The following is a 24739-nucleotide window of genomic DNA, read 5'->3' as shown; positions in this document are numbered from 1 at the left end:
TCTTAGATAGGCGAGTCCGCCCGGATGTTATGTACCTTAAAATCCGAAATTCATATCCATTCGTCCGGGAATTGTGCGGCGCACAACGCCTGGCGAGACATTGGTGATGCGCTTGAACGCGCGGGCGAAGGACGCCTCGGAATCATAGCCCAAACGGGTAGCGACTTCGGCAACAGACAAGCCGTTTTGGCCCAGCAATTCGCGGGCAAGCTGCATGCGCAGGCGGGCGAGATAATGTGCGGCGCCCTCCCCCAATACCGCGCTGAAGCGCTCGGCGAAAATCGAACGCGATTGGCCTGCCACGCCGGCCAGGCTTCCCAGCGTCCAGCTGTGGCCGGGGTCGCGATGCATGGCCGCCAGAGCGCGCCCTATATGGGGGTCGCGGATGGCTGCAAGCCAACCGATGGTCGAGGCGCCGTTGCAATTGACCCAGCAGCGTATGAGCCTGGCTGTCAGCAAATCCGCCATACGCGACAGGATGGTGGCGCTGCCCATCTGCGGTTGCGCGGCCTCCACCGTCATGGCCGCCAGCAAAGGGCCGACCATCGGGTCATTGCCGGCCACGTCGCAACCCTTGATGAGAGGCGGCATCAACGTGATCAACGGATTGAGCGCATAGGAGCCGAGAGACATGGAGCCGCAGAAAAGGGTGCTTGTCGCGCCCGTTCCCTGCCGTATCACTTCGCAAACGTTGCCGCCCAACTTGATCACCTGGCAGCCCTCGAGCGAATCGCCCACCACGTCCGGCGCACTCGCCAGCCGATGGGCGATGCCTTGCGGCAGCAGCACCAGATCGCCATCGCGCAACTCCTGCCAGCCTTGCGCTTCGGTGTGAATCCAGCATGGACCCTGGCCGACAAAGTGAAAACGAAGCAGTTGTTGTTGCGGAAAGTCTATGCTCCATGGGTGCCGGAGTTCGCAGCGGCCATAGTTGACGCCACTCAAGCGAAAGTCTTGCAGAACTTCGCTGAGCGCATCCATCGGGATATGTGGCAGCGGCGACGGCCGGGACGAATAATCAGGCATTTGCCAGATATAGATACCGGCCGTCCGACAGGCAAGCGCAGACTGTTGTTCCACCGGGGAATCGCTGCCACGGCACCCTACCCATTCTGGCAGGCTTCCCGCCCTTGCCTCCCGCTCCCAGTGCATGCAAGGAGTGCTGTCGGACACAGGGACAAGAGGCATGGCAGCGGAAGCATCGGGCAGCGATCTCATTCAGGTGGTAGCGCTGCTTGCCGCAGGCGTCGTCGCCGTTCCGATCTTCAAACGCATGGGGCTGGGCTCGATCCTCGGCTATCTCGCCGCGGGCGTGGTCATCGGCCCGTTCGGTATTGGCATTTTTTCCGAATCGGAAGCCATCCTGCATGTCGCCGAACTCGGCGTGGTCATGTTCCTGTTCATCATCGGGCTGGAGATGCAGCCGTCGCGGCTATGGGGCCTGCGCCGCGAGATTTTCGGCCTCGGCGCGCTGCAGGTCGGCGTCTGCGCATTGCTGCTTACCGGTGTTGGTCTCGCCGGCGGCTTTCCGATCGCGCAATCCTTCGTTGCCGGCGCCGGCTTCGTCCTGACCTCGACGGCGATCGTCATGCAGCTTCTCGAAGAGCGTGGCGAGATGGCCAGCCCCAAGGGCCAGCGCATCGTGTCCATCCTGCTGCTCGAGGATCTGGCAATCGTGCCGCTTCTGGCGCTGGTCGCCTTCCTGGCGCCGGGCGGCGCCGAGATGACCCTGCAGCAGAGGCTGGCCGAAATCGGCATCGGTCTTGGCGCCATCGTCGGGCTGGTGGTGGCCGGCCGCTATCTGCTCAACCCGTTCTTCCGCATCCTGGCCGACGCCAAGGCGCGCGAAGTCATGACGGCGGCAGCACTTCTGGTCGTGCTGGGGTCGGCGCTGGTTATGCAGCTTTCCGGCCTCTCGATGGCGATGGGCGCCTTCCTGGCCGGCGTGCTGTTCTCGGAATCGACCTTCCGCCACCAGTTGGAGGCCGACGTCGAGCCATTCCGCGGCATCCTGCTTGGCCTGTTCTTCCTCGCCGTCGGCATGTCGCTCGACCTGCATGTGGTGGCCGACAACTGGCGGCTGATCGCCGTCTATGTCGTCGCCTACATGGCGATGAATGCGCTCGGCATCTATCTCGTCGCCCGCATGCTGAAGAGCGGTCATCGTGAAGCGCTGGAACGCGCCGTGATCATGGCGCAAGGCGGCGAATTCGCCTTCGTCCTCTATTCGGCCGCGGCGGCGGTTGGCATCATCGACAGCCGGGCCAACGCAACGCTGACCGCTATCATCATCATCTCCATGGTGCTGACGCCGCTGGCCATCATTGCGCTCAAATATTTGACGCCGCGCGACGAGCAGTCGCTTGAAGGCGTCGACATCGCCGACGGCCTTACCGGCAGCGTGCTGGTCATCGGCTTCGGCCGTTTCGGCCAGATCGCGAGCCAGCCGCTTTTGTTGCGCGGCATCGATGTGTCGATCATCGACAATGATGTCGAAATGATACAGGCGGCCGCCGATTTCGGCTTCAAGGTCTACTATGGCGACGGCACGCGGCTCGACATTCTGCGCGCCGCAGGTGCAGGCCGCGCGCGCGCCGTGCTGATCTGCGTCGACAAGCCGGACGCCACGGTGCGCATGGCGGAACTGATCAAGGCGGAGTTCCCGTTGCTGACTGTCCTGGCGCGTGCCTTCGATCGCGGCACCGCCCTGTCGCTCATCCGCGCCGGGGTCGACTTCCAGCTGCGCGAGACCTTCGAATCGGCCCTCGTCTTCGGCGGTTCCGCGCTCGAGGTTTTGGGCGTCGAGCCGGAAGATGTCGCCGATGTCATCGAGGATGTGCGACGGCGCGACAATGCCCGACTGGAGACGCAGCTGGCCGAAGGCGTCCGCGCCGGGCAACGTTTCCTCAGGGGCAATACCGGCACGCCGATCCCGACGCCGCTGACGCAACCGCGCCGGCCCGGCCAGGCGCTGAACGAAGAGACGGCCGGCGTGCTGCACAAGCCCGAGCCCGCCGATCAGGGGGAAAGCTGATGACCGCATCGGATGAGCGCGCGCTCGCCGTCACCAAATTCTGGCGCGAGGCCGGCGAAGACGCGTGGTTCGAGAAGAACGACGTCTTCGACGCGGAATTCCGCAGCAGGTTTCTCGACCTGCACTTTGCCGCCGCGCGGCGCGAGTGCGACGCATGGTCGGAGCATGCCGAGGGTTCGCTGGCGCTGATGATCCTGCTCGACCAGTTTCCGCGCAACTGCTTTCGCGGCTCAGGCCATATGTACGCCACCGATCCGCTGGCACGGCACTTTGCCGCCAAGGCGATTGCGGCCGGCCATGACCTTTCGCTGGAAGAAAACCTGCGCGTCTTCCTGTACCTGCCCTACGAACATTCGGAACTGCCCGCCGACCAGGACAGATCGGTCGAGCTCACCACCGCCAGGGCGCCGGAGTATGTGAAATACGCCATCGAGCACCGCGACATCATCCAGCGCTTCGGCCGCTTTCCGCACAGGAACAAGATGCTTGGCCGCGAGACGACGGCGGACGAACAGGCATTTCTCGATGGCGGCGGCTTCTCCGGTTAACCCAGCCACCAATCGCGGCCGGAAGCCAGCCGCTCTATGCCTGACGTATCGACGGCGCTGAGCCGCTCGGTCACGCTCCTGCCGCCCACCGCCAGATCCGGCGCGATCTCTGCCAAGGGCGCCAGCACGAAGGCGCGCTCCACCATTCGGGGATGCGGCACCTCCAGCCCGGTTTCGTGGATTGTGCGGTCGCCGAACACCAATATGTCGATGTCGATCAGGCGCGGACCCCAGCGCTCCTCGCGCACCCGCTTCAGCTTGCGCTCGGCCTCGAGGCAGAGGTCGAGCAGCGCCCTTGGCGCCAGCGAGGTCGAGATTTCGGCAGCGGCGTTGAGGAAATCCGGCTGGTCGAGCTTGCCCCAGGGCGGCGTGCGGTAAAGTGAGGAGACGGCGACGACGCGCGTGCTCTCGTCGGCGTCGAGCAGGCGCAGCGCCGCCGCCATCGAGGCCGAGGGATCGCCGAGATTGCCGCCAAGGCTGAGATAGACCGTGTTATTGTTACTCTGGCCAGACAACGGTCACCTCGACGTAATCGAGCACGCCGGGCACCGGTGCGTTGGGTTTGCGCACGGTGATCTCGGCCTTCCTGATCTGCGGGAACCGTGAAGTCAGCGCCTTCGCCACTTCGAGCGCCAGCGCCTCGATCAGGAAGCGGCGATGTCCAGTGACGATCTTTTCAATCACCGTGAAGGCGATGCCGTAATTGACGGTGTCCTCGATGGAATCATCCTCCAGCGGGCGGCTGGGCTCGACCGTCAACTCGGCATCGACATAAAAACGCTGGCCAAGCGCCTCTTCCTCATCCAGCACGCCGTGCCGGGCAAAGAAGGCGCAGTTCTTCATGCGGATGACGTACATTTCTTAGTGTCCTGGGCTCAGCGTCCTGGCTTTTCGCGCGCCAGCATAGCATCGCCGACCGCCAGTGCGTCCACGTTGATTGCGACATCGTGGACGCGAAACAGATCGGCGCCCTTCAGCCTCAGAATGACACTGGTGGCTGCCGTCCCGGCGGCGCGCGCGCCGGCTTCGCGGCCGGTGACGGTGCCGATGAAGCGTTTTCTGGAGGTGCCGGCCATCAAGGGAAAACCGAGCTCCTTAAGCTCGGAAAACCGCGCCATCAGGTCGAGGTTTTCCTCAGCCGTCTCCTTGGCGAAGCCGAAGCCGGCATCGAGTACGATATGATCGTCCGCAACGCCGCTGCGCCTGGCGACTTCCAGCGAAGCCTTGAGGAACAAAAACTGGTCGGCGATGACGTCGGGCAGTTTTTGCCGCCCGCGCCCGGTATGCATGATGACCAGTCCGGCGCCGGTCTCGGCGGCGACGCGGGCGATGCCGGGTTCACGCTGCAAGCCCCAGACATCGTTGACGATATGCGCGCCGGCGGCGACGGCGAGGCGCGCGGTTTCCTCGCGATAGGTGTCGACCGAAATCAGGGCTTCGCCTGAACTGGCGAGCGCGGCGATGACCGGCAGGATGCGGGCCTGCTCTTCTTCAGGCGTCACGGGCGAGGCGCCGGGGCGCGTCGATTCCCCGCCGATATCGACGACGGCGGCGCCTTCTTCCACCATGCGGTGCGCCTGCGCCACCGCCTGGTCAGGCGTGATGAACAGTCCTCCATCCGAAAAACTGTCGGGCGTGACGTTGAGAATGCCGACCACAATGGCTTTCTCGCCAAGGTCGAGATGGCACTTATGCGCCAGTTGCCATCGCCTTGTCGTCATTGTCCTTCAACCATGTGTCTCATTGGCATGTGGCTCATTGGCATGTGGCTCATCGAGCGCTTGCAATCCATCAACGATGCGTGATCGGTGGAAGATCAATTCCGTTGCGCCGGCAACGGCCGTAAAGCAAGGTGAGTGAAGAGGCAACATGATGAAACGACCCCTGCTCTGCGCCCTGATGCTGGCTTTGACCGTCCTGCCGGCGAATGCTGCCAATCTGGTGAAGACCTACAGCTATTTTGCCATCGGCGGCAGCACGCTCGATGACATCGAGACGCAATTGTCGAAGCATGGACCCGAGGTGAAAAGCACCGGGATGCGGCATCCAGGCGCCACCCAGATGGCGTTCACCACCCGCATCAGCTACGCGCAAACCGCAGACACCTGCCGCATCGCCAAGGCCGCCGTTACCGTCAAGGTCAAGGTCATCCTTCCGGAGTGGCGCAGGCCGCGCAAGGCCGATCCCGATGTCAGGCTGTTCTGGGACACCCTGTCGGCCGACATCAAGCGCCATGAGGAGCGTCATGTCGAGATCGCCAAGAACCACGGCCGCCTGCTCGAAGACACGCTGAACGCGAGCTTTGCGCAAAAGACCTGCGCCGGGGCAAAGGCGAAGGCGGCGCAGATCACCGCGGCCGAACTCGCCAGGCATGACCAGGACCAGTTGCGCTTCGACCGCGTCGAAGGCGTGAATTTCGAAAGCCGCATCCTGCGGCTGCTGCGCTACCGCATGCAGCGCGTCCAGAACGGCCAGCTTCCGCCCGGCTGAACCACAGGGCTGATACCAAGCCAATTCTGCCGAAACATGAGGCCAGCCCCAGAAAATTTTCGGGCAAAGGTCGAAATCGGCCTATACGGGACGACCTATGTCAGGCTCGCAAGATATGTCAGGTGGCAAGGCGCGAGCTTCGAAACACCAGATCAAGACCAATCGAGGCGGCGTATAGCGGAGCGGCCATTGGCGCCGCGCAATCGCTCGCAGACACTGTGGATGCACTGATATGGACCAGGCTGTCGACAAGCCGGCTAGGGTGGCGCCCGCCGCGCCGCTTACGGAAAGCGAGAAGAACGTCATCATCGCCGGCATCCTTTTGTCGATGCTGCTGGCGGCGCTCGACCAGACCATCGTCGCGCCGGCCATGCCGACCATCGGCCGTTCGCTCGGCCACGCCGACTACCTGCCGTGGATCGTGACCGGATATCTCCTGACGGCGACGGCCATGGCGCCGCTCTACGGCAAGATTTCCGACGTCTATGGCCGCCGGCCGACCGTCTATGCGGCGATCCTGATCTTCCTTCTGGGATCGCTGGTCAGCGCCATGGCCCCCAACATGTTCGTGCTGGTCATCGGCCGGGCGATCCAGGGTGCGGGCGGCGGCGGCCTGTTCGCCCTGGCGCAGATCGTCATCGGCGACCTGGTGCCGCCGCGCGAACGCGCGCGCTATGCCGCCTGGATTTCGGGCACCTGGGCTGTCGCCAGCATCGCCGGGCCTTTGCTCGGCGGCGGATTTGCCGAACATCTCCATTGGTCGCTGATCTTCTGGATCAACATCCCGCTCGGCATCTTGGCCATGGCCATCATCAACAAGCCGCTGCGCAAACTGCCGGTCGCCGCAAAGCGGCATCGCATCGACGCGCCGGGCGCGCTGCTTCTGGTGGTGGCGACGGCATTGCTGCTTTTGGCCCTCAACTGGGGCGGCAGCGCCTATCCATGGGCTTCGCGCGAGATCGTCGGCCTGCTCGCCTGTTCGGCGGTCTTCTGGGCTGCGTTCGCTTTGCGGCTGATGCGTGCGGCCGAGCCGCTGATCTCGCTTGAAGTGCTGAGCAATCCGATCGTGCTTGCCGGCACGGCGTCGATGTTCCTGCTGCAGGCCGCCAATATCGGCCTGTCGGTGTATCTGCCGGTCTATCTGCAGTCGATCATCGGCCTGTCGGTCAGCCAGTCGGGCCTTGCCATGCTCGGCCTGCTGCTCGGAACGGTCGCCGGCGCGACGTTCAGCGGCCGCACGATACCGCGCTTCTTCCACTACAAGCGTATCGCCATGGTCGGCGTTCTCTTCGCCATTATCTGTCTTGGCGTGCTCAGCCTGGTCGCCGGCCGCGCCTCGCTGCTGGTGGTCGAGCTCTTGACCATCTGCATCGGCCTTGGAAGCGGCACCACCTTCCCGGTCGCCACCGTATCGGTGCAGAACGCCGTCGACCGCGCGCATCTCGGCGTTGCCACCGGCGTGCTGACCTTCCTGCGTTCGCTGGGCAGCGCGCTCGGCGTCGCCATGCTCGGCGCCGTCGCGCTCGGCTATGGCCTGCCGCTTGCCGGCGAAGGCGCGCCGGCTGCCGGACAGATCGTCTCGGCGACGCCCTTCATGATGATCTTCCTTGCCGCGGCCGTCACGCTCGTGCTGGCGCTGATCACGCTGGCGCTGATGCCGGAGAAGTCACTGCGCGGCCGCGACGACGCCGAGGCGCCGGTCGTTCTGGTGGAGTGATCCGGAAAGCCCTGTAGGACCTACTCCACGACGCCGAGCTTCTTCTGCAGGCTGGTCGACGACGTCGTGTACTGGAAGACGATGCGCTCGCCCGGGCTGATGATGCGCTTGGCGGCCTGCGCCATCAGCGCCACCTCGTGAAAACCCGACAGGATCAGCTTCAGCTTGCCTGGGTACCAGTTGATGTCGCCGACGGCAAAGATGCCTGGCACCGAAGTCTGGAATTTCTCGGTATCGACCGGGATGAGGTTCTCATGAAGGTTGAGCCCCCATTCGGCGATCGGGCCGAGCTTCATGGTCAGGCCGAAGAACGGCAGCATGCGCGTGCACGGCACCTCGATGTCGCCGTCAGGCCCGCCCTTGATGGTAGCAGAGGCCAGCTCGCCGTCGGCGCCGGTCAGGCCGCTCACCTGGCCGACCCGGAACTCCAGCTGCTTCATCTCCTGCATGGCATACATCTTGTTGACGCTGTCGGGCGCCGCCCTGAATTCCGCGCGCCGGTGGACCAGTGTCACGCTTTTTGCCACCGGCTGCAGGTTCAGCGTCCAGTCGAGTGCGGAATCGCCGCCACCGACGATGACGAGGTCGTGGCCGCGGAATTCCTCCATACGGCGCACCGAATAGAAGACGCTCCTGCCCTCATAGGCCTCGATGCCGGGAATGGGCGGCCGCTTGGGCTGGAACGAGCCGCCACCGGCGGCGATCACCACCACCTTGGCTTCGAACACCTCGTTCTCGTCGGTGGTGACCCGAAATGAGCCGTCGTCCAGCTTTTCCAGGCTGGAGACCATGCGGTTGAAGGTAAAATCCGGCTTGAACGGTTGAATTTGCTCGAGCAGTTTGTCGACCAGCCCTTGCGCCGAGATCGAGGGCCAGCCTGGAATGTCGTAGATCGGCTTTTCCGGATAGAGTTCGGCGCATTGACCGCCGGGCCGGTCGAGGATATCGATCAGATGGCACTTCATGTCGAAGAGGCCGAGTTCGAACACGGCGAACAGGCCGACCGGCCCCGCCCCGACAATGAGTGCGTCCGTCTTGATTATATCGGTCATGCCAGGCGAGCCTCATTGTCAAACTGGGCCGAAACTGGCGCGAGACTGCATGAGCATTGGCCCGCTGCCAAGCGGCGGCGGGAAAAATCAGATGCTACGGGAGATCAACCCTGGCGAGCCGGCACGCGCACGACGAGGCCGTCAAGCGCGTCGCGCACCTTGATCTGGCAGGACAGGCGCGAGTTCGGCTGGACGTCATAGGCAAAGTCCAGCATGTCCTCTTCCATCGCCTCCGGCTCGCCGACCTCGGCCGTCCAGGCTTCGTCGACATAGACATGGCAGGTCGCGCAGGCGCAGGCGCCGCCGCATTCTGCCTCGATGCCCGGCACCGCGCTACGGATCGCATTCTCCATGACGGTCGAGCCGTTTTCGGCCTCGACATCGAAAGGAGTGCCGTCATGGGCAATGAAGGTCAGCTTGGTCATTTGTCACCTGAAGGGAGTCCCAGCCGAGATAATCACTCCGCCGGACAAGTCAACTGCCGCGCGAAAGCGCCGCTTTGTGACGTTTTTTCGGAAAGCTGGCCAAAGCACGCCCTGGCCCCGTCGATTCATCCCGGTGGCCGCTGCCGAGCGGCAGCCATTACCGGCTGATGGCGGCGATGAAATCGCGCACTTCCTCGATCAGGGTGCCGAGGCGCTTGAGGATGCGCGCATCTTCCGGCTGCTGTTCGATCGAGGTGGCGCAGTCGGCGATGGCAAAGGCGCCGACCCCGCGCGCCGAACCTTTCAGCCCATGCGCCAGAAGCAGTCGCTCCCTGATGTCGGCATCGACTATTCTGTCGCGGACGGAAAGCGCCTGCTGTACGAACAGTGCCAATACCTCCTGTTCGAGGGCGCGATCGCCCATTGTCTGACGGGCCAGATGGGCCAGATCCACTGGGCGCGAACGGGCCGGTCCCGACGCATCGCCGCCCGGCATTGAGAAGGCAATGCCGCTTTCACCGCGTACCAATTTGAAACTCCTTGTGCCGATCGCCGAAAAAACTAGGCGATTTCCGTCGCCAACGCGTTAATGAATGGGCTGGAAAATTGTTGCCGCTGAGGCGGTTAGATCACGTTGTCGTTAACCTTATATTTAAAGTTTTACGTATCTCGCGGAATGCATGTTTTCTTTACCCCTGTGTGTCATTACGATACGAAGGTCCATTTTCAGCCTCCTGCGTGGGATAAGACGAGCCAGAATCAGGCAAAAATAAGAAGTCCCTCGGCAGCTAGTACAGGGTAGCGAAGGCATGGCGAAGAAACCAACGACGACCAGAACTCTCGACAGCGACGTAGCCAGGGAACTCGAAAAGGCGCTAGACCTCGATCTCAGCGGAGACGGCAGCGGCGATCTCGATATCGCGGCGTCGATGGAAGATCTGGAAGCGCAGATATCGCAGGCCGCGGACGAACTGGCGCGCGAAGGCCGCCCCCAGAAGCCCGCTCCCGCTCAAAACGCGTCCGTCCAACAAAACCAGAGTGCGAAGCCGGCAGCCAAGCCCGCCGAGCTGCGCCCGGTCGAATCGCGCAACAGCGCCCAGCCAGCCGGCTTCAAGCCGGCAAACGATGACCGCCAAAAAGATTACAAGACGCTGCTGCACAGCCTCAACCGGCGCGCGTCGAGCACGATCTATTGGGTCGTGGCGTTCGTGTCGCTGGCCTGGATCGCCGGCGCCGGCGGCCTTGCCAATCTGCTGTTTGGCCCCAGCATCTGGAAAATTCGTACATTCGATCAAATCCTGGCCCGCCCTGAACTGATCGGCCTGGCGATCGCGGCAATCATACCGGTCGTCCTGTTTTGGGCCTTCGCGGCGATGATCCGCCGCGCGCAGGAAATGCGCATTGCCGCGCAGTCGATGACGGAGGTGGCTTTCCGCTTGGCGGAGCCGGAAAACCTCGCCCAGGATCGCGTGATGATGATCGGCCAGGCCGTTCGCCGTGAAGTGGCGGCGATGGGCGAAGGCATCGAGCGCACGCTGGCGCGCGCCGTCGAGCTCGAAACGCTGGTCCACAGCGAGGTCAACCAGATCGAACGCTCCTATTCGGAGAATGAATCGCGCATCCGGTCGCTGGTCGACGGGCTGGGCAGCGAGCGCGAAGCCGTCGTCACTCATGCCGAGCGCGTGCGCGCCTCGATCACCGGCGCGCATGAAACGCTGAAGGACGAGATCGGCGCCGCCTCCGACATTATTCGCGACTCTATCCTCAACGCGTCGACCAAGCTGTCGATGACGATCACCAATTCCGGCGACACGCTGATTGACCGCATCAATGAAAGCTCGATGTCGATCTTCGATTCCGTCGAAACCCGGCTGGATTCAATCACCGACAGGCTGTCGACATCGGGCGAAGCCTTTGCTTCGCTGCTCGACACCCGCATCGCCAAGCTGACGGACACCACAGACGGCCTGACCCGGTCGCTGACCGACCTGCTCGACGACCGCACCACAGGCATGGTGTCGCTGCTCGGCGGCGCCGCCCGCACCCTGAGCTCGGAATTCGAGTCCAGCCTGAACGGCATCGAGCGGACACTGGCCGAGCGCGGCCAGGCGCTGATCAGCGAATTTCAGACCCGCGCCGAAGCACTCGATACCGGCACGCAGAAGCTCAACGCCGCGCTCGAGGCGCGCGCCCGCCAGATCAACGAAACGCTGGTCGAGCGCGCCCGCGAGATCGCCCACACCTTTGCCGAGAGCAAGGATCATTTGTCGGCCATGATCGATCAGGGCAAGACCCAGATCGGCGCCGACATGGCCGACATCGTCTCGTCGACCTCGTCGATGCTCGAAGCCCGCGCCAGCGATTTCGCCGGCCGCATGGAAGCCGCCCGCCATGTCGTGTCGCGCTCATTCGACACCGACATCCAGCGGCTTGCCGATGCCCGTGTCGGCATCGAGGACGCCGTCGAAAACCACAGCCGCAAGCTGTCCGAAAGCCGCGAACGCATGGCGGCTGCCATGCAGGCAGACCTGGCGAAGTTCGCCGAGGGCCGCGCCGGCATCGATGCGGCCGTAACGAACCAGGTGCAGAAGCTGGCCGAAGGCCGCAACCTGATCTCGCGCGCCCTGGAAGAGGATCTGCGCAAGGTCAACGAGTCGCGCGCCGCCATCGACGCGTCGCTGGGCAGCCATCTCGAGCGGCTTGAAGAAGGCCGCAACCGGCTCAACCAGGCTTTGCATGAAGACTCCGGAAAACTTGTGCAAGCCCGTACGATCATTGACGAAATGGTCGCCGGACATGTCGGCAAACTGGCCGAAGGCCGCAACATTCTGTCGCGCGCCCTGGAAGCCGATCTCGGCAAGCTCGCCGACAGCCGCGCCTCGATTGACGGGCTGGTCGCCGGCCAGGTTGAAAAGATCGCCGAAGGCCGCGCCATCCTGACCAAGGCGCTCGAAAACGACATTATCGGCATCAAGGGCGTGATCGAGAACCACTCGGCGAAACTGGCCGAGGACCGCACCGAACTCAGCAAGGCGCTGGAGAACGACCTATCCGGCATCAGGGGCCTGCTCTCCGACCATTCGAGCCGGCTTGCCGACGATCGTGGCCTGTTGTCACAGACGCTCGAGGCCGACCTCGCCAAGCTCGCCGAGAGCCGGTCGAGCATCGACGGGCTGGTCGCCGGCCAGGTCGAGAAGCTGGCCGAGGGGCGCGATATCCTCAAGCGCGCGCTGGAAGCCGACCTCAACACCATCAAGGGTGCCATTGCGGGTCATTCCGACAAGGTGGCGGAAGAGCGCGGTCAGCTTTCCAAGGCATTGGAGGCCGACCTGCAAAATGTGAACAGCCTGATCGCCGACCACTCGAACCGGCTTGTCCAGGATCGTTCGACGCTATCCCAGGCGCTTAAGGATGACCTTCAGAATGTTAACAGCCTGATCACCGACCACTCGAGCCGGCTTGTCCAGGATCGTTCGACGCTATCCCAGGCGCTTCAGGACGATCTGCACAATGTCAGCGGCATCATGGCCGATCATCAAAACAGGCTCGTCCAGGACCGTTCGGCGCTCTCAAAGGCACTGGAAGACGACATCGCCAAACTGGCGGAGAGCCGCTCCAGCATCGATGGGCTGGTCGCCGGACAGGTCGAGAAGCTCGCCGAGGGCCGCGACATCCTCACACGGGCGCTCGAAGCCGATCTCAATGCGATCAGGAGCGCCATTGCCGACCAGTCGCAGAAGCTGAGCGAAAACCGTGGCGAGTTCGCACGGGTGCTGGAAGCGGATTTGGAAAATGTCAACAGCCTGATCGAGGGCCACAGCGACAAGCTCGTCCGGGATCGCGCGACGCTGTCGAAGGCTCTCGAGGACGACCTCGCCAAGCTGGCCGAGAGCCGGTCGAGCATCGACGGACTGGTCGCAGGCCAGGTCGAGAAGCTGGCCGAGGGCCGAGACATCCTGAAACGTGCGCTGGAAGCCGACCTGCAGAAGCTGTCGGCAAGCCGCGGTGAGGTTGACGACATCATCGCCGGCCATGTCGGCAAGCTGGCCGAAGGCCGCAACATGTTGACCCAGGCGCTGGAAGACGATCTGGCAAAGCTCGCCGACATACGCAAGGACGTCGACCGCTCTCTGTCGGGCCATATCGACCAGATTGCCGGCAGAAGCACCGATATCTCGGCGGCAATCGCTGCCGATGTCGAGAAAATCGAGCAGGCCTTCAGCAAGCAGACCGGCATCATCGAAGAGCGCGCCGGAACCATGGAGCGCGCGTTGTCGGTGGGTGTCGACAATGTCCGCAGCGTGCTTGAAAAGAGCGCCGTCTTCGTTGCCGGCGCGCTCCGTGAGAAGGTGATGGAAGTCACCAGCGCGCTGCACGAACAGGCCGGTGCTGCCTTCAGTGATGCCGACCGCAAGATCGCCGAGCGTGCCGAGCAGACCTCGGCCGCCCTTTTGGCCCGGGCCGAGGACATCGCCCGGACCTTCGAGGACGCGGATCGCCGTCTGCACGCCCGTGCCGAGGACACATCGAGCGCCCTGCTTGCTCGCGCCGAGGATACGACGAATGCCTTGCTTGCTCGCGCCGAAGACACGACGAGCGTGCTGCTTGCCCGGCATGACGAGACGTCGAACTCGCTGCTCGCCCGCGCCGAAGAAACGGCCGGACGGCTGGCTGCCCGCGCCGGCGAGATCGCCGGCACGTTCGACGCCGCCGACCAGAAGCTGGTCGCCCGCGCGGTCGAGACGGCGCAGTCGCTGGCCGACCGCGCCGGCGACATCCTGCGTAACTTCGAGGGTGCCGACCAGCGGCTGAGCATGCGCATCGGCGAATCCGCCGAAGCGCTGGCCGCCCGCGCCTCGGACCTTGGCCGCATCTTCGACGCCGCCGACCAACAGCTGATCTCGCGCATCGCCGAGGGTTCGGACGCGCTGTCAGCCCGCGCCACCGAGATCAGCCGCATCTTCGACGAGGCCGATCACCGCCTGGTGTCGCGCATCGCCGACTCCACGTCGACGATCGGCGAGCATGCCGACAACATCGTCGGCGCCTTCGCCAGCACCGAGCAGCGTGTTGCCGAACGCGCACGCCAGACCGGCCAGGAACTTGCCGTCCACGCCCGCGAGATGGAGCAGGCTCTTGCCGGCGCCGATGAGCGACTGGCCGCGAGCGTTGCGTCCGCAGCTTCGCGCGTCGAGGAACAGGTCGCCAACGTCGAGAACCGCCTTCTTTATACGACGGAGACGATGGGTCAGAAGCTCAACGAGCAGGTTTCCAGCGCAGAAGCTCAGCTGATCTCGCGCGCCAACACGATTGCGGAGACTTTTACCGCGGTCGGCCAGCACATCGGCCAGAGCACCAACGACGCTGCCAAGACCATCGGCACCAATACCCGCGAGCTCAACACGATGCTGGCGGCGCGTTCGGCCGAGATGGCGAAGATCCTGGACGAAACCGCGCGGCCGCTGGTCGAGCGCTTCGCCCAGGGCGGCTCGGAACTGCAAAAGAGCATGGAAGAGGTCACCGAACGCGCGACCGAGAAGCTGCGCAGCGAAAATGCCGCCCTCGTCAACGCGCTCGCCAGCCGCACCGCCGAAACGCTGTCGGCCGTCGAAGGCGCGCGCTCGTCGCTCGCCGATAGCGTCGCCGACCTCATCGGCCGCATGAGCGTCTCCAGCTCGCAGCTTGGTGAGCTGATCGAACAGGCGGCGATCAACCTCGGCCAGGTTGACGAACGTCTGAGCGGCAGCACGCAAAGCTTCGCGGCAACCACCGAAAAGGCCGCGCAGACCTTCGCCAGCTCGGCCCGCCTGGTCGATTCGAACACGACGCGGCTTACCGAACTGTCGTCGTCGACCCTGCGCGAAGTGGCCTCGATCGCCACCAAGTTCGACGAGCACAGCCGCTTGCTGTCCTCGGCCTCGGATCTGTTGAGCTCGGCGCAGAGCAATCTGGAGCACACGCTTGAGCGGCAGTCGTCGCTCGAAGATCTCGCCGTCGGCCTGGTCAAGAAGTCGGAAGACCTCGAGAAGGTGATGCGTTCGTTCGAAAACCTTGTCGGCCAGACGATGCAGAATGCCGAAGGCAAGACGCTGGCATCAGCCGACAAGATCCGGATCGCCATAACGGAAGTGGTCGATTCGGCAACCAGCCGGTTCGCCGATGCGACCGAGGAGATGCGGCGCACCGCAAGCTCGATCAAGAGCGAGCTCGACCTCACCCGCGCCGAGCTCAAGAAGGGCGTCATCGAGATGCCGGAAGAGGCCAAGGAATCGACCTCGGCGATCCGCCGTGCCGTTGCCGAGCAGATCAACGCGCTCAAGGAACTTTCGGATATCGTTGCGAAATCGGGACGCGGCGGCGACAATGCCGAACCGCGCGCCCTGCGCCCGGCGCCGCAGGCGCCAGTGCAGCGCCCGGCCGAGCCGGTACGCCGCCCGCCGCCGGCGCCACAGCCGGAGCGCCCTGCTCCGCAGGCGCCGCTCGGCGGCCTGCGTGGCACGCTCGATATCGAACGCCCTGCCGAAGCACCGCGCCAGCGCGACGCCAACGCCCGCACGCCGCAAGGCGGCTGGGTGCGCGATCTCCTGACCGGAGCATCGCGCGAGGAGGAAGTCGCCAGGCCGGCAGCGCCCGCGGAAGCACCGCGCGCAACTCCCGCCCAGCGCTCGCCGCTGCATGTCATGGAGTCGCTCAACTCGCTCTCGGTCGATATTGCCCGGGCGATCGACCACGACGCCTCGATCGAGCTGTGGAACCGCTACCGGCGCGGCGAGCGTGACGTGTTCACGCGCCGCCTCTACACGCTCAAGGGCCAGCAGACCTTCGACGAAATCCGCCGCAAATATCAGGCAGAGGCGGAGTTCCGCACCGCTGTCGACCGCTACTGCGACGATTTCGAGAAGCTGCTCAAGGACGTCTCGCGCAACGACCGCGACAACATCATGGCGCAGACCTACCTGACGTCGGACACCGGCAAGGTCTACACCATGCTGGCCCATGCGAGCGGCCGTTTGCACTGATTGAGGCGACACCACAGACAAGGCGGGAAGTTCCCGCCTTTTCTTTGTGCAAAATCGTCGGTCTGCGCTGCCCCTCATCCGCCGGCCGGCACCTTCTCCCGTATAGCGACGGGGAGAAGGGAGATGGCATCAGCCTCGCCGCCCATACTGGAACGGTGACAATTGGCGAAATCATTGGCGGCGGCGTTCTTTCTCCCGTCACTATACGGGGAGAAATGCCCGGCGGCGCAATGAGGGTCAGCGCGAACCTGCGATATTTGGTCGAGTGATGGCTAACGCGACGAACGATCGTTCGAAGCCTCGACCGGCTCAGATCACCGAATCCGTCCAGCCCACAATATCCTTCGCCGCCTCGCCGAAGGCGCTGTCGAGCGCGTTGACATAGGCCGGATTGCCGCTGCCCGAAACGGGAGCGGATGCGGTGAAGCTCTTCGAGGCGCGCACCTCGCCGTTGCGGTCATTCAGGATGCGCACGAAGAGATTGACCTCGGCATGCTCGCCACCATTGACGCGGACTTCGAAGGAGCGGATCTCGACGATCACCTGGTAGTCGATCGCCAGCCCCTCGCCCGGCTTGCCGACGCCGGCAAAGCTGCCGGAGCGCTGGAAGGTTTCGGCGAGCCTCGCCTGCACGATCAGCGGCAGCCGGTCGGCCCATTGCGCGCCCTTGAGATACTGGATCGAGCGATCTGACGGCTTGATGACGATGTTCTGGCTGTCCAGCGCCTTGAGCGCGGAGGGCTGGGCGATCAGGATCTGGCGGCGGCTGTGGCCACGGGCGTCGATCGACGGGGCGGACAGCTCGAACGTATCGAGCGGCGCCGGCTTGCCTCCCAATGCCGCGCAACCAGCCAGCGTCAAGCCAAGCAAAACGACTGCCGATCTATACCCACCCAACCCGAACGTCACGCGTGATCCCCACTGTCCCCGGATCGTATGATGAATCCGCATCCGCGGTCCATGTAATTGCTGCGGGCGGGCACGGAAGTCAACGCCGTGCCCTGCCATCGAACTGCCGGACCTCGCCGTCGCCGCCCGACAGGATGCGCTGCGGGTTGCGGCTGAGATCGGTCACCGCCTCTTCGATGCGGCTGATCGAACGCCGGCTGTCCTGGACCAGCGCCTCGACATTCGACAGGCCCTGGCCCGAGAAGCGCGCAATATTGTCGGTGATCGTGCCAAGCCGGGCGTTCAGCGTGTCGGCGACCTGCTTGAACGACTTCAGCGTGTCCCTGGCATCGGCCATGACGCCGTCGGCCTGGCCCGAACCGAGCAGCGTATCGACCCTTTTCAGGATGCCGTCGACGCGCACCGAGGCATCGTTGAGGCGCGACGCAAGCTGTTTGGCGTCCTTGATCGTCTCGTCGATGTCGTCGGCCCGGTCGGCGAACTTGTCGGTCACCTGGGCGATGTCGGCGGCGGCCTTGTTGGCATTTTCGCTGGCCTTCTGAATGTTGGCGAGCGCCACGCGCACTTGTGCCGGATCGATGCCGTCGAGCACATTGTCGACCTTTGCCAGCGTGCCTTGCGTGCGCTTGGCGAAATCGTTGACCGAGCCGACCGCGGTATCGATGTTCTTGATCACGCCGTCGAGCTGTCCGCTGGTCTCGTTCAGATTGGCGGTGACGGCGTCCACATTGGCGACGATGCTCTTGATCTTGTCCTTGTCGACGGCATTGAGCAGGCCTTGGGCAGCCTTCAGTGTGCCGTCGAGCTTGCCGGATACACCCTTCAACTCGTCCGACAGCGCGCTGACGGCGGTCAGGAACTTGTCGATGCCATCGGCATTCCTGGCCAGCGCATCGGAAAATGTCTGGGCGTTCTTGACGGTCTGGGTCAGCGGCCCGCGCACATCCCTGGTGAAACCTTCGAGTTCGGAAAGCACCTTGTCGGCACGGGTGAAGATATTCTGCGCCGTCTGCAGCAGGTTGGTGACCGCCGATGGATTGGCGACGATCTCGGCGGTCCTGCCTTCCTTTGCCGCCTCTTCCAGCAGATTTGGTTCCTTTGGATCGGCGCCCTTCAATTCGATGTTGACCTGGCCAGCAAGGCTGGCGATGCCGATATCGGCCTGCGTCGATTTGGTGAGCGGCGTTGTCTGGTCGATCTCGGTCGTAGCAATGGCGGCATTGGGGTCATTGCGGTCGAAATAGACGCGCTTGACCACCCCGACCTTGACGCCGTTGAACAGCACCAGACTGCCGGGGCCGAGGCCGGAGGCCGAACCCTGAATGCGCACGCGCAGCTCCGCCGTCTCGCCGCGATCACCGATCTGGGCGGTCCAATAGACGAACCCGAACGCCGCCAGGATTGCAGCCAGGGTGAAAATGCCGACAATTACGTAGTTGGCTCTGGTTTCCATTGCCCCACTTATGTCTATGCGCGCGCGGCAAGATCAAGTTGCCGAGCGCGTTTTCCGCGGAAATAGGATTTGACCCACGGTTCTTCGCTTTTCAGCATGTCGTCGATCGTGCCTTCGACCAGGATTTTCTTGTTGCCGAGCACCGCCACGCGGTCGCAAGCGGTAAACAGCGTGTCGAGATCGTGCGTCACCATATAGACCGTCAGATCCATTGTATCGCGCAGCTTGACCACCAGTTCGTCGAATTCGGACGCGCTGATCGGGTCGAGGCCGGAAGTCGGCTCGTCGAGGAAGACGATGTCGGGGTCGAGCGCCAGCGCCCGCGCCAGGGCGGCGCGCTTGATCATGCCGCCCGAAAGCTCCGAGGGAAATTTTTGCGCGGCGTCCGGCGGCAGGCCGACCAGTTCGATCTTGAGCAAGGCCAGTTCGTCCATCAGTTTCTTCGGCAGATCGAGATATTCGCGCATCGGCACCTGCACGTTTTCCTGCACGGTCAACGCCGAAAACAGGGCGCCGTGCTGGAAAAGCACGCCAAGGCGCATGTCGATGCGCAACCGTTCGATGTCGCTGGCCTTTTCGAGGTCGAGGCCAAACAGCTTGATCGTGCCGGACTGCTTGTGCAGCAGGCCGAGAATCGTGCGCAGCAGCACCGATTTGCCGGCGCCCGAGGCGCCGACGAAACCGAGGATTTCGCCGCGCTTGATGTCGAGCGCCAGTTTGTCGAGGATCAGCTTGTCGTCCAGGGCAACGGTGATGTCGCGCACCGACAGCACGATATCGCTTTCGCCCGTTCCCTGCATAGCCTTGGTCGCCTTTGAGTTTCTGCGCATCATGTCAGAACTCGATCGATGCGTAGAAGATGGCAAAAAGGCCATCGAGGATGATGACAACGAAGATCGATTTCACAACCGAGGCGGTGACGTGCAGACCCAGCGATTCGGCGCTGCCGCCGACCTTCATGCCTTCTACGGAAGCAATGGTGCCGATGATCATGGCCATGAACGGCGCCTTGATCAGCCCGGCGAAGATGGTGCTGATATCGATCGCGCCGCGCAGCCGGTCGATGAAGGCCGTCGGCGCAATACCGGAATAAAGCCAGGCGGCTAGGATGCCGCCGCCAAGAGCGGCAAAATTGGCGACGATGGTGAGACAGGGCAGCGCGATCACCAGCGCCACCAGGCGCGGAAACACCAGCACGCCGATCGGGTTGAGGCCGATGACCTTCAGCGCGTCGACCTCCTCGCGCATCTTCATCGAGCCGATCTCGGCGGTGATGGCGCTGCCGGAGCGGCCGGCGATCATGATGGCGGTCATCAGCACGCCGAGTTCGCGCAGGATCAGCACGCCGACCAGATCGACAACGAAAATGTTGGCGCCGAAATAATTGAGCTGGTAGGCGCCCTGCTGGGCGACGATGGCGCCGACGATCGCCGACATCAGCACCACCACGGGGATGGCGCCGACCCCCATGCGATCGATCTGGTTGAAGATCGCCGCCGGATTGATGGCATGGCCGCGCCCGAGCTTCATCTGGGCGCCGCCGATGGTGGCGCCGAGGATGTTCATCGAGGCGAGGAAATCGTCGCGCATCTCATAGATGCGGCGGCCGACCGCCTCCAGCCCGCGGAGGATGATGTTGGGGCGCCGGACGCCGCGCGATTCGGGCTCGCGCCGGACAGCTTCGCCAACGGCGCCGAGCAGGATCGAGGCGACATCGCTTTGCCCCTGCATCTTGATCTCGACACCCTTCTTTTCGAAGACACTGACCAGGCGATCGATCAGCCAGGCTCCGGCGGTGTCCATCTTCTCGATGTGGGAAAGATCCAAAGCGAGCGTCTGGAAGCCTTTGCGCTGCTCGATCTTGCGCATCTCGGCGTCGATCAGCGCCACTGTCGTCGTCGTCCAGATGCCGGAGAAAGCGCAGCCGAGGACGCCGCCCTCCTCGCCGACCGCAACGCGGGGCTGGTGGTCGGCCTCCTTGGCGGCGTTGCCGCTTGCGTCGCGTTTGCCGATGGTCAACATGGCGTCCTGTTTAGCCTGACGGGTCGTACCTGTCGATTTGCCGACGACGCGTTGTCGCATAGCCGGAGCAGAAAATTATGGCGCGTGTCATTTCGGTTGAGGCCGAGCGTTTTCCCATTGCCGGCACCTTCACCATCTCGCGCGGGTCGAAGACCGAAGCCGAAGTCATTAGCTGCACGATCAGTGATGGGGACAATCGCGGATGGGGCGAATGCGTCCCCTACAAGCGCTATGGCGAGACCATGGAGGGGGTGCGCGACGCCATCGAGGCCATGCGCCGGCAGATAGAAGGCGGCATCAGCCACAAGGACCTGCTCGATGCGATGCCGGCGGGTGCTGCCCGCAACGCCATCGATTGCGCCTTGTGGGACCTGGAGGCGAAGATCAGCGGCGTTGCGGTCGCGGACGCCATCCACGCTGTGCCCTTGTCGGCGCTGGAGACGGCCTACACGCTGTCGCTGGGCGAGCCGGAGGCAATGGCGGCGCAAGCCCGCGCCAATGCCGGGCGGCCGCTGCTCAAGGTCAAGATCGGCGGCGACAACGACATGGCCCGCATCCGCGCCGTGACCGAAGCGGCGCCCGACAGCCGCATCATCCTCGACGCCAATGAAGGCTGGACCGATGCCAACATCATCGAGAATCTCGCTTTCGCCGCCGAACATGGCATAGCCCTGATCGAACAGCCGCTTCCCGCCGGCCATGATGCCATCCTGCGCCACATCGCGCATCCGGTGCCGATCTGCGCAGACGAAAGCGTCCACGAGGCGAAGGACCTCGAAGCGCTTGTCGGCCTCTATGACGCCGTCAACATCAAGCTCGACAAATCCGGCGGCCTGACCGCCGCCCTTACCCTTCGCAACCGCGCCCGGGAGCTGGGATTCGGCGTGATGGTCGGCTGCATGGTTGGCACGTCGCTGGCGATGGCGCCGGCAGTGCTTTTGGCGCAAGGCGCCGACTTCGTCGACCTCGACGGTCCGCTGCTGCTTGCCCGCGACCGCCAGCCCGGCCTCGTGTACCAGGGGTCGCTGGTGTCACCGCCTGACAGGATGCTGTGGGGCTGAACGCGCGGCGAGCCCGATCAGCGCCAGGCCGACGATGGCGATCGGGATCATCGCCAGGAAGCCGTCGACGCCGTAGCGCTCATAAAGCGGGCCGGACGCCAGCGTCACCGCCGCCATGAAGAAGCCGTTGAAGAAATAAGCAATGCCTTGCGCGGCACCAGTGCGCTCTTCCGAAACCGTTTCGCCGATCATCTTCTGCAGGCCGATCAACACCATCGCCACCGACACCGAATGCAGGGTCTGGACGCCGAAGAAGCCGGCGACGCCAAGCCCGAGTGGCCAGATCAACGGAAAGGCGATCCAGCGCACGATGGAGCCGACGCCGGCGATCAGCATCACCTTGACGACTGAGACGGAGGCAAAAATACGGTTGAAAAACACGAACATGCAGACCTCGGCCACTACGCCCCAGGCCCACAGCAGGCCAACGACGGAATCGCTGATGCCGACCGATTTCCAGTAGATGGAGACAAAGCCGTAAAGGAAGGCATGGCTGGCGGTGATGATGCCGACGCCGAGGGTGAAATACAGGAAATACCGAATGAGAAGGCTCGGCGCCTGATGCTGGATATCGGCGGCAGATAGCGGCGAAGCGCGGCGCGGGCGGCCAAGCCGCGGCGCCAGCAATCCGGCGACGAGCGCGGCACACAATGCCGCAAAGATGATTACCGGCACGGCCTGCGGGCTCGTCCAGGCGAGGATAAAGCCGCCTGCGACATTGGCGCAGAGATAGGATATCGAGCCCCATTTGCGCATCGCGGTGTAGTTCGAGCCGAAGCGGCGCACACCCGACAGCGCGAGCGAATCGGCGATCGGCGAATGCGGCGTCCACACCACCGTCAGCGCCAGCGATACGGCAAGCACCATGGCGTAGGTCGGGTTGAGGAAATAGCCGGCGGAAAGCACCATCGTCGCGGCCACCAGCGCGATATAGACATCCGCCCTGTCCTTCGCCCGGTCGGCCAGCGCGGTCAGCAGGGGTGTTGTCACCACGCGCAGGAACATCGGCGCCGCCAGGATGATGGCGATCTGCTCGGCGTGGAAACCCTGGGCATGCAGCCACAGCGGGAAATAAGGCACATGCGTTCCCAGCGACACGAATAATGTCGCGAAGATCAGACTCATGCGCAGTTCGAAATGGCGCGGCTTGACGAGTTGTTCGGGCGAGAGCGGCGGCAGCGACATGAATCGATCCAATTACGCTGCACAAAGGGCTGCAACGCAGATCGATCCCTTAACATGCGCGAAAGCGGTCCGAAACTGCCTGGACCAGTCGATTAACAGGAGGGTTATGCCGCTTCGACGACCCTGTCTTCGATCAGCAAGGGGATGAACGGCTCGTCCGGTACTTCGGGCAGCACCAGCGCCCAGTGGATGATCTCCATCTTGCCGTCGAAATGTTCGACCACCGCCGTGCAGCTCTCTACCCAGTCGCCGGTGTTGATGTACTGCACATCCTCATAAGTCTCGATGGCGGCGTGATGGATGTGGCCGCAGATGACGCCGTCGACATGCGAGCGGCGGGCCTCCTCGGTCAGCACCGTCTGGAACGAGCCGATGAAGTTGACCGCGTTCTTGACCTTGACCTTGGCCCAGGACGAGAACGACCAGTAAGGGAGACCCAGCAAATGGCGGAGCTTCGTCACCACGCGGTTGACCATCATCGCGGCGTCATAGGCGTAGTCGCCGAGGTAGGCCAGCCAGCGTGCATTGTGGACGACGGTGTCGAACTGGTCGCCGTGGATGACCAGCAGGCGCCTGCCATCGGCGGTTTCGTGGATGGCGCGGTCGGCAACGACGATGCCGCCGAAATGCACGCCTTGGAACTGGCGCGCGAATTCGTCGTGATTACCGGCGATATAGGTGATCGAGGTGCCCTTTCGCGCCTTGCGCAGCAGTTTCTGGACGACGTCATTGTGGCTCTGCGGCCAATGCCAGCTGCGCCGCAGCCGCCAGCCGTCGACGATGTCTCCGACGAGATAGATGATATCGGCGTCGTGATACCGCAGGAAATCGATCAGGAACTCGGCCTTGGCCGCCTTCGATCCGAGATGCAGGTCGGATATGAACATGCTGCGGAAAGTGCGGGTTTCTGTACCGGACATCAGATCGTCACCGTTGCTTTCGCGCAGGCTATGCCCCGATTCATGCAACAACCGTATGACGGTTGCGATTGGGCCAGCCAAAGGGCTAGCGTGCCGCGCCATTCACAGGAGAAAATCGTCATGGATCTTGGCATCAAGGGCAAGAAGGCCATCGTCTGCGCATCGAGCAAAGGGCTTGGCCGCGGCTGCGCCACGGCGCTGGCCGAGGCCGGTTGCGATCTCGTTGTCAACGGCCGCAATGCCGAGCTGCTGGCAAAAACCGCAGCCGAACTGCGCGAACGCTACGGCGTGAAGGTGACCGAGATCGTCGGCGACGTCTCGAAACCCGACGTGCAGCACGCGCTCCTTGCCGCCTGCCCCGACCCGGATATCCTGGTCAACAACAATGGCGGCCCGCCCTTGCGCGATTTCCGCGAGCTCGACCGCGCAAAGATCCTCGAAGGCGTGACGCAGAACATGGTGACGCCGATCGAACTGGTGCAGGCCGTGATCGACGGCATGGCCAAGCGCGGCTTCGGCCGCATCGTCAACATCACCTCGCTGTCGGTCTACGTCCCGATTCCCGGCCTCGATCTGTCGTCCGGCGCGCGAGCCGGGCTGACTTCGTTCCTCGCCGGCGTGGCACGAACGGTGATCGACCGCAACGTCACCATCAACAGCCTGCTGCCGGGCAAGCTCGACACCGACCGGCTGCGCGGCCCGCATGAGGCCGGCACGATGGAAGACCCGGCAGCGGCCGCAGCGCGCAAGACCCGCATCAGCGCCGACGTTCCGGCCAAGCGGCTCGGCACGCCGGAAGAGTTCGGCCAGATCTGCGCCTTTCTGTGCTCGGTCCATGCCGGTTATCTCACCGGCCAGAACATCCCGGTCGATGGCGGCCTCTATGTCAGCGCGTTCTGAAGGG

20 protein-coding genes are annotated in these 24739 nt (G+C 63.7%); 7 read left to right on the top strand and 13 right to left on the bottom strand.

The annotated features are described in order from the left end of the window. Positions 1-36: 36 nt before the first annotated feature. A complete protein-coding gene (locus NKI32_RS09215; RefSeq protein ID WP_023688656.1) occupies positions 37-1026 on the bottom strand; it encodes an AraC family transcriptional regulator in 990 nt (329 codons plus the stop codon). A 160-nt stretch (positions 1027-1186) separates the two neighbouring features. On the opposite strand from NKI32_RS09215, the gene NKI32_RS09210 reads away from it, so the two are divergent. Then, positions 1187-3034: a monovalent cation:proton antiporter-2 (CPA2) family protein gene (locus NKI32_RS09210; RefSeq protein WP_353002529.1), complete on the top strand. Its 1848-nt coding sequence runs from the start codon at positions 1187-1189 to the stop codon at positions 3032-3034. Continuing rightward, the gene (locus tag NKI32_RS09205) at positions 3034-3582 is read left to right on the top strand and encodes a DUF924 family protein (protein WP_353002528.1); all 549 of its coding nucleotides are present in this window, start codon (positions 3034-3036) and stop codon (positions 3580-3582) included. Before NKI32_RS09210 ends, NKI32_RS09205 begins: the two co-directional genes overlap by 1 nt. Here the strand turns inward: NKI32_RS09205 and folK are convergent. The 3 genes from folK to folP are packed head-to-tail and all read right to left on the bottom strand — an operon-like array spanning position 3579 to position 5303. Next, positions 3579-4097: a 2-amino-4-hydroxy-6-hydroxymethyldihydropteridine diphosphokinase gene (gene folK, locus NKI32_RS09200; protein ID WP_023685987.1), complete on the bottom strand. Its 519-nt coding sequence runs from the start codon at positions 4095-4097 to the stop codon at positions 3579-3581. The two genes, NKI32_RS09205 and folK, sit on opposite strands and share 4 nt — an antisense overlap. Then, on the bottom strand, positions 4081-4440 hold the full coding sequence (folB, locus tag NKI32_RS09195) for a dihydroneopterin aldolase (protein WP_023673502.1): 360 nt from the start codon (positions 4438-4440) through the stop codon (positions 4081-4083). The genes folK and folB overlap by 17 nt, the downstream gene beginning before the upstream one ends. A 17-nt stretch (positions 4441-4457) precedes the next feature. Then, positions 4458-5303 carry a dihydropteroate synthase gene (gene folP / locus NKI32_RS09190; RefSeq protein ID WP_023752194.1) on the bottom strand — a complete coding sequence of 282 codons (846 nt, stop codon included), beginning with the start codon at positions 5301-5303 and terminating at the stop codon, positions 4458-4460. Between the two features lie 148 nt (positions 5304-5451). Here folP and NKI32_RS09185 point away from each other — a divergent pair, with 148 nt between their 5' ends. Next, positions 5452-6072, top strand: coding sequence for a DUF922 domain-containing Zn-dependent protease (locus NKI32_RS09185; protein WP_353002527.1), 621 nt, complete (start codon positions 5452-5454; stop codon positions 6070-6072). Between the two features lie 232 nt (positions 6073-6304). Then, on the top strand, positions 6305-7789 hold the full coding sequence (locus NKI32_RS09180; protein WP_352760031.1) for an MDR family MFS transporter: 1485 nt from the start codon (positions 6305-6307) through the stop codon (positions 7787-7789). 20 nt (positions 7790-7809) lie between these two features. On the opposite strand, the gene NKI32_RS09175 is transcribed toward NKI32_RS09180, so the two are convergent. The 3 genes from NKI32_RS09175 to NKI32_RS09165 form a co-directional block, all read right to left on the bottom strand. After that, on the bottom strand, positions 7810-8841 hold the full coding sequence (locus tag NKI32_RS09175) for an NAD(P)/FAD-dependent oxidoreductase (protein WP_023748746.1): 1032 nt from the start codon (positions 8839-8841) through the stop codon (positions 7810-7812). 104 nt (positions 8842-8945) lie between these two features. Beyond that, a complete protein-coding gene (locus NKI32_RS09170; RefSeq protein ID WP_023673507.1) occupies positions 8946-9266 on the bottom strand; it encodes a 2Fe-2S iron-sulfur cluster-binding protein in 321 nt (106 codons plus the stop codon). Positions 9267-9423: 157 nt separating this feature from the next. Then, positions 9424-9762, bottom strand: a complete 339-nt coding sequence (locus NKI32_RS09165; protein WP_023700815.1) for an Hpt domain-containing protein — start codon at positions 9760-9762, stop codon at positions 9424-9426. A gap of 313 nt (positions 9763-10075) precedes the next feature. Between NKI32_RS09165 and NKI32_RS09160 the strand changes: the two genes are divergently transcribed. Beyond that, complete coding sequence (locus NKI32_RS09160) at positions 10076-16285, top strand: kinesin (protein ID WP_353002526.1); 6210 nt, start codon at positions 10076-10078, stop codon at positions 16283-16285. Positions 16286-16594: 309 nt separating this feature from the next. Here NKI32_RS09160 and NKI32_RS09155 read toward each other — a convergent pair whose 3' ends face one another. From NKI32_RS09155 to NKI32_RS09140, 4 genes are read right to left on the bottom strand one after another with little or no spacing between them, the layout of a single operon-like run. After that, a complete protein-coding gene (locus NKI32_RS09155) occupies positions 16595-17236 on the bottom strand; it encodes an ABC-type transport auxiliary lipoprotein family protein (protein ID WP_502897930.1) in 642 nt (213 codons plus the stop codon). 37 nt (positions 17237-17273) lie between these two features. After that, a complete protein-coding gene (locus NKI32_RS09150) occupies positions 17274-18647 on the bottom strand; it encodes an MlaD family protein (protein WP_353002525.1) in 1374 nt (457 codons plus the stop codon). Positions 18648-18661: 14 nt separating this feature from the next. After that, positions 18662-19480: an ABC transporter ATP-binding protein gene (locus tag NKI32_RS09145; RefSeq protein ID WP_023694175.1), complete on the bottom strand. Its 819-nt coding sequence runs from the start codon at positions 19478-19480 to the stop codon at positions 18662-18664. 1 nt (position 19481) lies between these two features. After that, positions 19482-20669 carry an MlaE family ABC transporter permease gene (locus NKI32_RS09140; RefSeq protein WP_023708615.1) on the bottom strand — a complete coding sequence of 396 codons (1188 nt, stop codon included), beginning with the start codon at positions 20667-20669 and terminating at the stop codon, positions 19482-19484. A 77-nt stretch (positions 20670-20746) separates the two neighbouring features. On the opposite strand from NKI32_RS09140, the gene dgcA reads away from it, so the two are divergent. Then, on the top strand, positions 20747-21730 hold the full coding sequence (gene dgcA / locus NKI32_RS09135; protein WP_023711447.1) for an N-acetyl-D-Glu racemase DgcA: 984 nt from the start codon (positions 20747-20749) through the stop codon (positions 21728-21730). Here dgcA and NKI32_RS09130 read toward each other — a convergent pair. After that, on the bottom strand, positions 21701-22915 hold the full coding sequence (locus NKI32_RS09130; RefSeq protein ID WP_353002524.1) for an MFS transporter: 1215 nt from the start codon (positions 22913-22915) through the stop codon (positions 21701-21703). The genes dgcA and NKI32_RS09130 overlap by 30 nt on opposite strands. Positions 22916-23019: 104 nt before the next feature. Then, positions 23020-23835, bottom strand: a complete 816-nt coding sequence (locus NKI32_RS09125; protein ID WP_023694171.1) for a UDP-2,3-diacylglucosamine diphosphatase — start codon at positions 23833-23835, stop codon at positions 23020-23022. A gap of 120 nt (positions 23836-23955) precedes the next feature. On the opposite strand from NKI32_RS09125, the gene NKI32_RS09120 reads away from it, so the two are divergent. Further along, entirely contained in the window at positions 23956-24735 is a 780-nt protein-coding gene (locus NKI32_RS09120) for an SDR family oxidoreductase (protein WP_023694170.1), read from the top strand. Positions 24736-24739 lie beyond the last annotated feature (4 nt).

The organism is Mesorhizobium sp. M0761 (assembly GCF_040320205.1).
Lineage (GTDB): Bacteria > Pseudomonadota > Alphaproteobacteria > Rhizobiales > Rhizobiaceae > Mesorhizobium.
The sequence above is the reverse complement of the archived record's forward strand: the minus strand, read 5'-3'. Positions and strand labels throughout refer to the sequence as shown.

Coding starts and splice junctions, on each gene's coding strand:
- NKI32_RS09215 (WP_023688656.1), bottom strand. CDS start 1,026: ATGCCTGATTATTCGTCCCGGCCGTCGCCGCTGCCACATATCCCGATG.
- NKI32_RS09210 (WP_353002529.1), top strand. CDS start 1,187: ATGGCAGCGGAAGCATCGGGCAGCGATCTCATTCAGGTGGTAGCGCTG.
- NKI32_RS09205 (WP_353002528.1), top strand. CDS start 3,034: ATGACCGCATCGGATGAGCGCGCGCTCGCCGTCACCAAATTCTGGCGC.
- folB (WP_023673502.1), bottom strand. CDS start 4,440: ATGTACGTCATCCGCATGAAGAACTGCGCCTTCTTTGCCCGGCACGGC.
- folP (WP_023752194.1), bottom strand. CDS start 5,303: ATGACGACAAGGCGATGGCAACTGGCGCATAAGTGCCATCTCGACCTT.
- NKI32_RS09185 (WP_353002527.1), top strand. CDS start 5,452: ATGATGAAACGACCCCTGCTCTGCGCCCTGATGCTGGCTTTGACCGTC.
- NKI32_RS09180 (WP_352760031.1), top strand. CDS start 6,305: ATGGACCAGGCTGTCGACAAGCCGGCTAGGGTGGCGCCCGCCGCGCCG.
- NKI32_RS09175 (WP_023748746.1), bottom strand. CDS start 8,841: ATGACCGATATAATCAAGACGGACGCACTCATTGTCGGGGCGGGGCCG.
- NKI32_RS09170 (WP_023673507.1), bottom strand. CDS start 9,266: ATGACCAAGCTGACCTTCATTGCCCATGACGGCACTCCTTTCGATGTC.
- NKI32_RS09165 (WP_023700815.1), bottom strand. CDS start 9,762: ATGCCGGGCGGCGATGCGTCGGGACCGGCCCGTTCGCGCCCAGTGGAT.
- NKI32_RS09160 (WP_353002526.1), top strand. CDS start 10,076: ATGGCGAAGAAACCAACGACGACCAGAACTCTCGACAGCGACGTAGCC.
- NKI32_RS09155 (WP_502897930.1), bottom strand. CDS start 17,236: ATGCGGATTCATCATACGATCCGGGGACAGTGGGGATCACGCGTGACG.
- NKI32_RS09150 (WP_353002525.1), bottom strand. CDS start 18,647: ATGGAAACCAGAGCCAACTACGTAATTGTCGGCATTTTCACCCTGGCT.
- NKI32_RS09145 (WP_023694175.1), bottom strand. CDS start 19,480: ATGATGCGCAGAAACTCAAAGGCGACCAAGGCTATGCAGGGAACGGGC.
- NKI32_RS09140 (WP_023708615.1), bottom strand. CDS start 20,669: ATGTTGACCATCGGCAAACGCGACGCAAGCGGCAACGCCGCCAAGGAG.
- dgcA (WP_023711447.1), top strand. CDS start 20,747: ATGGCGCGTGTCATTTCGGTTGAGGCCGAGCGTTTTCCCATTGCCGGC.
- NKI32_RS09130 (WP_353002524.1), bottom strand. CDS start 22,915: ATGTCGCTGCCGCCGCTCTCGCCCGAACAACTCGTCAAGCCGCGCCAT.
- NKI32_RS09125 (WP_023694171.1), bottom strand. CDS start 23,835: ATGTCCGGTACAGAAACCCGCACTTTCCGCAGCATGTTCATATCCGAC.
- NKI32_RS09120 (WP_023694170.1), top strand. CDS start 23,956: ATGGATCTTGGCATCAAGGGCAAGAAGGCCATCGTCTGCGCATCGAGC.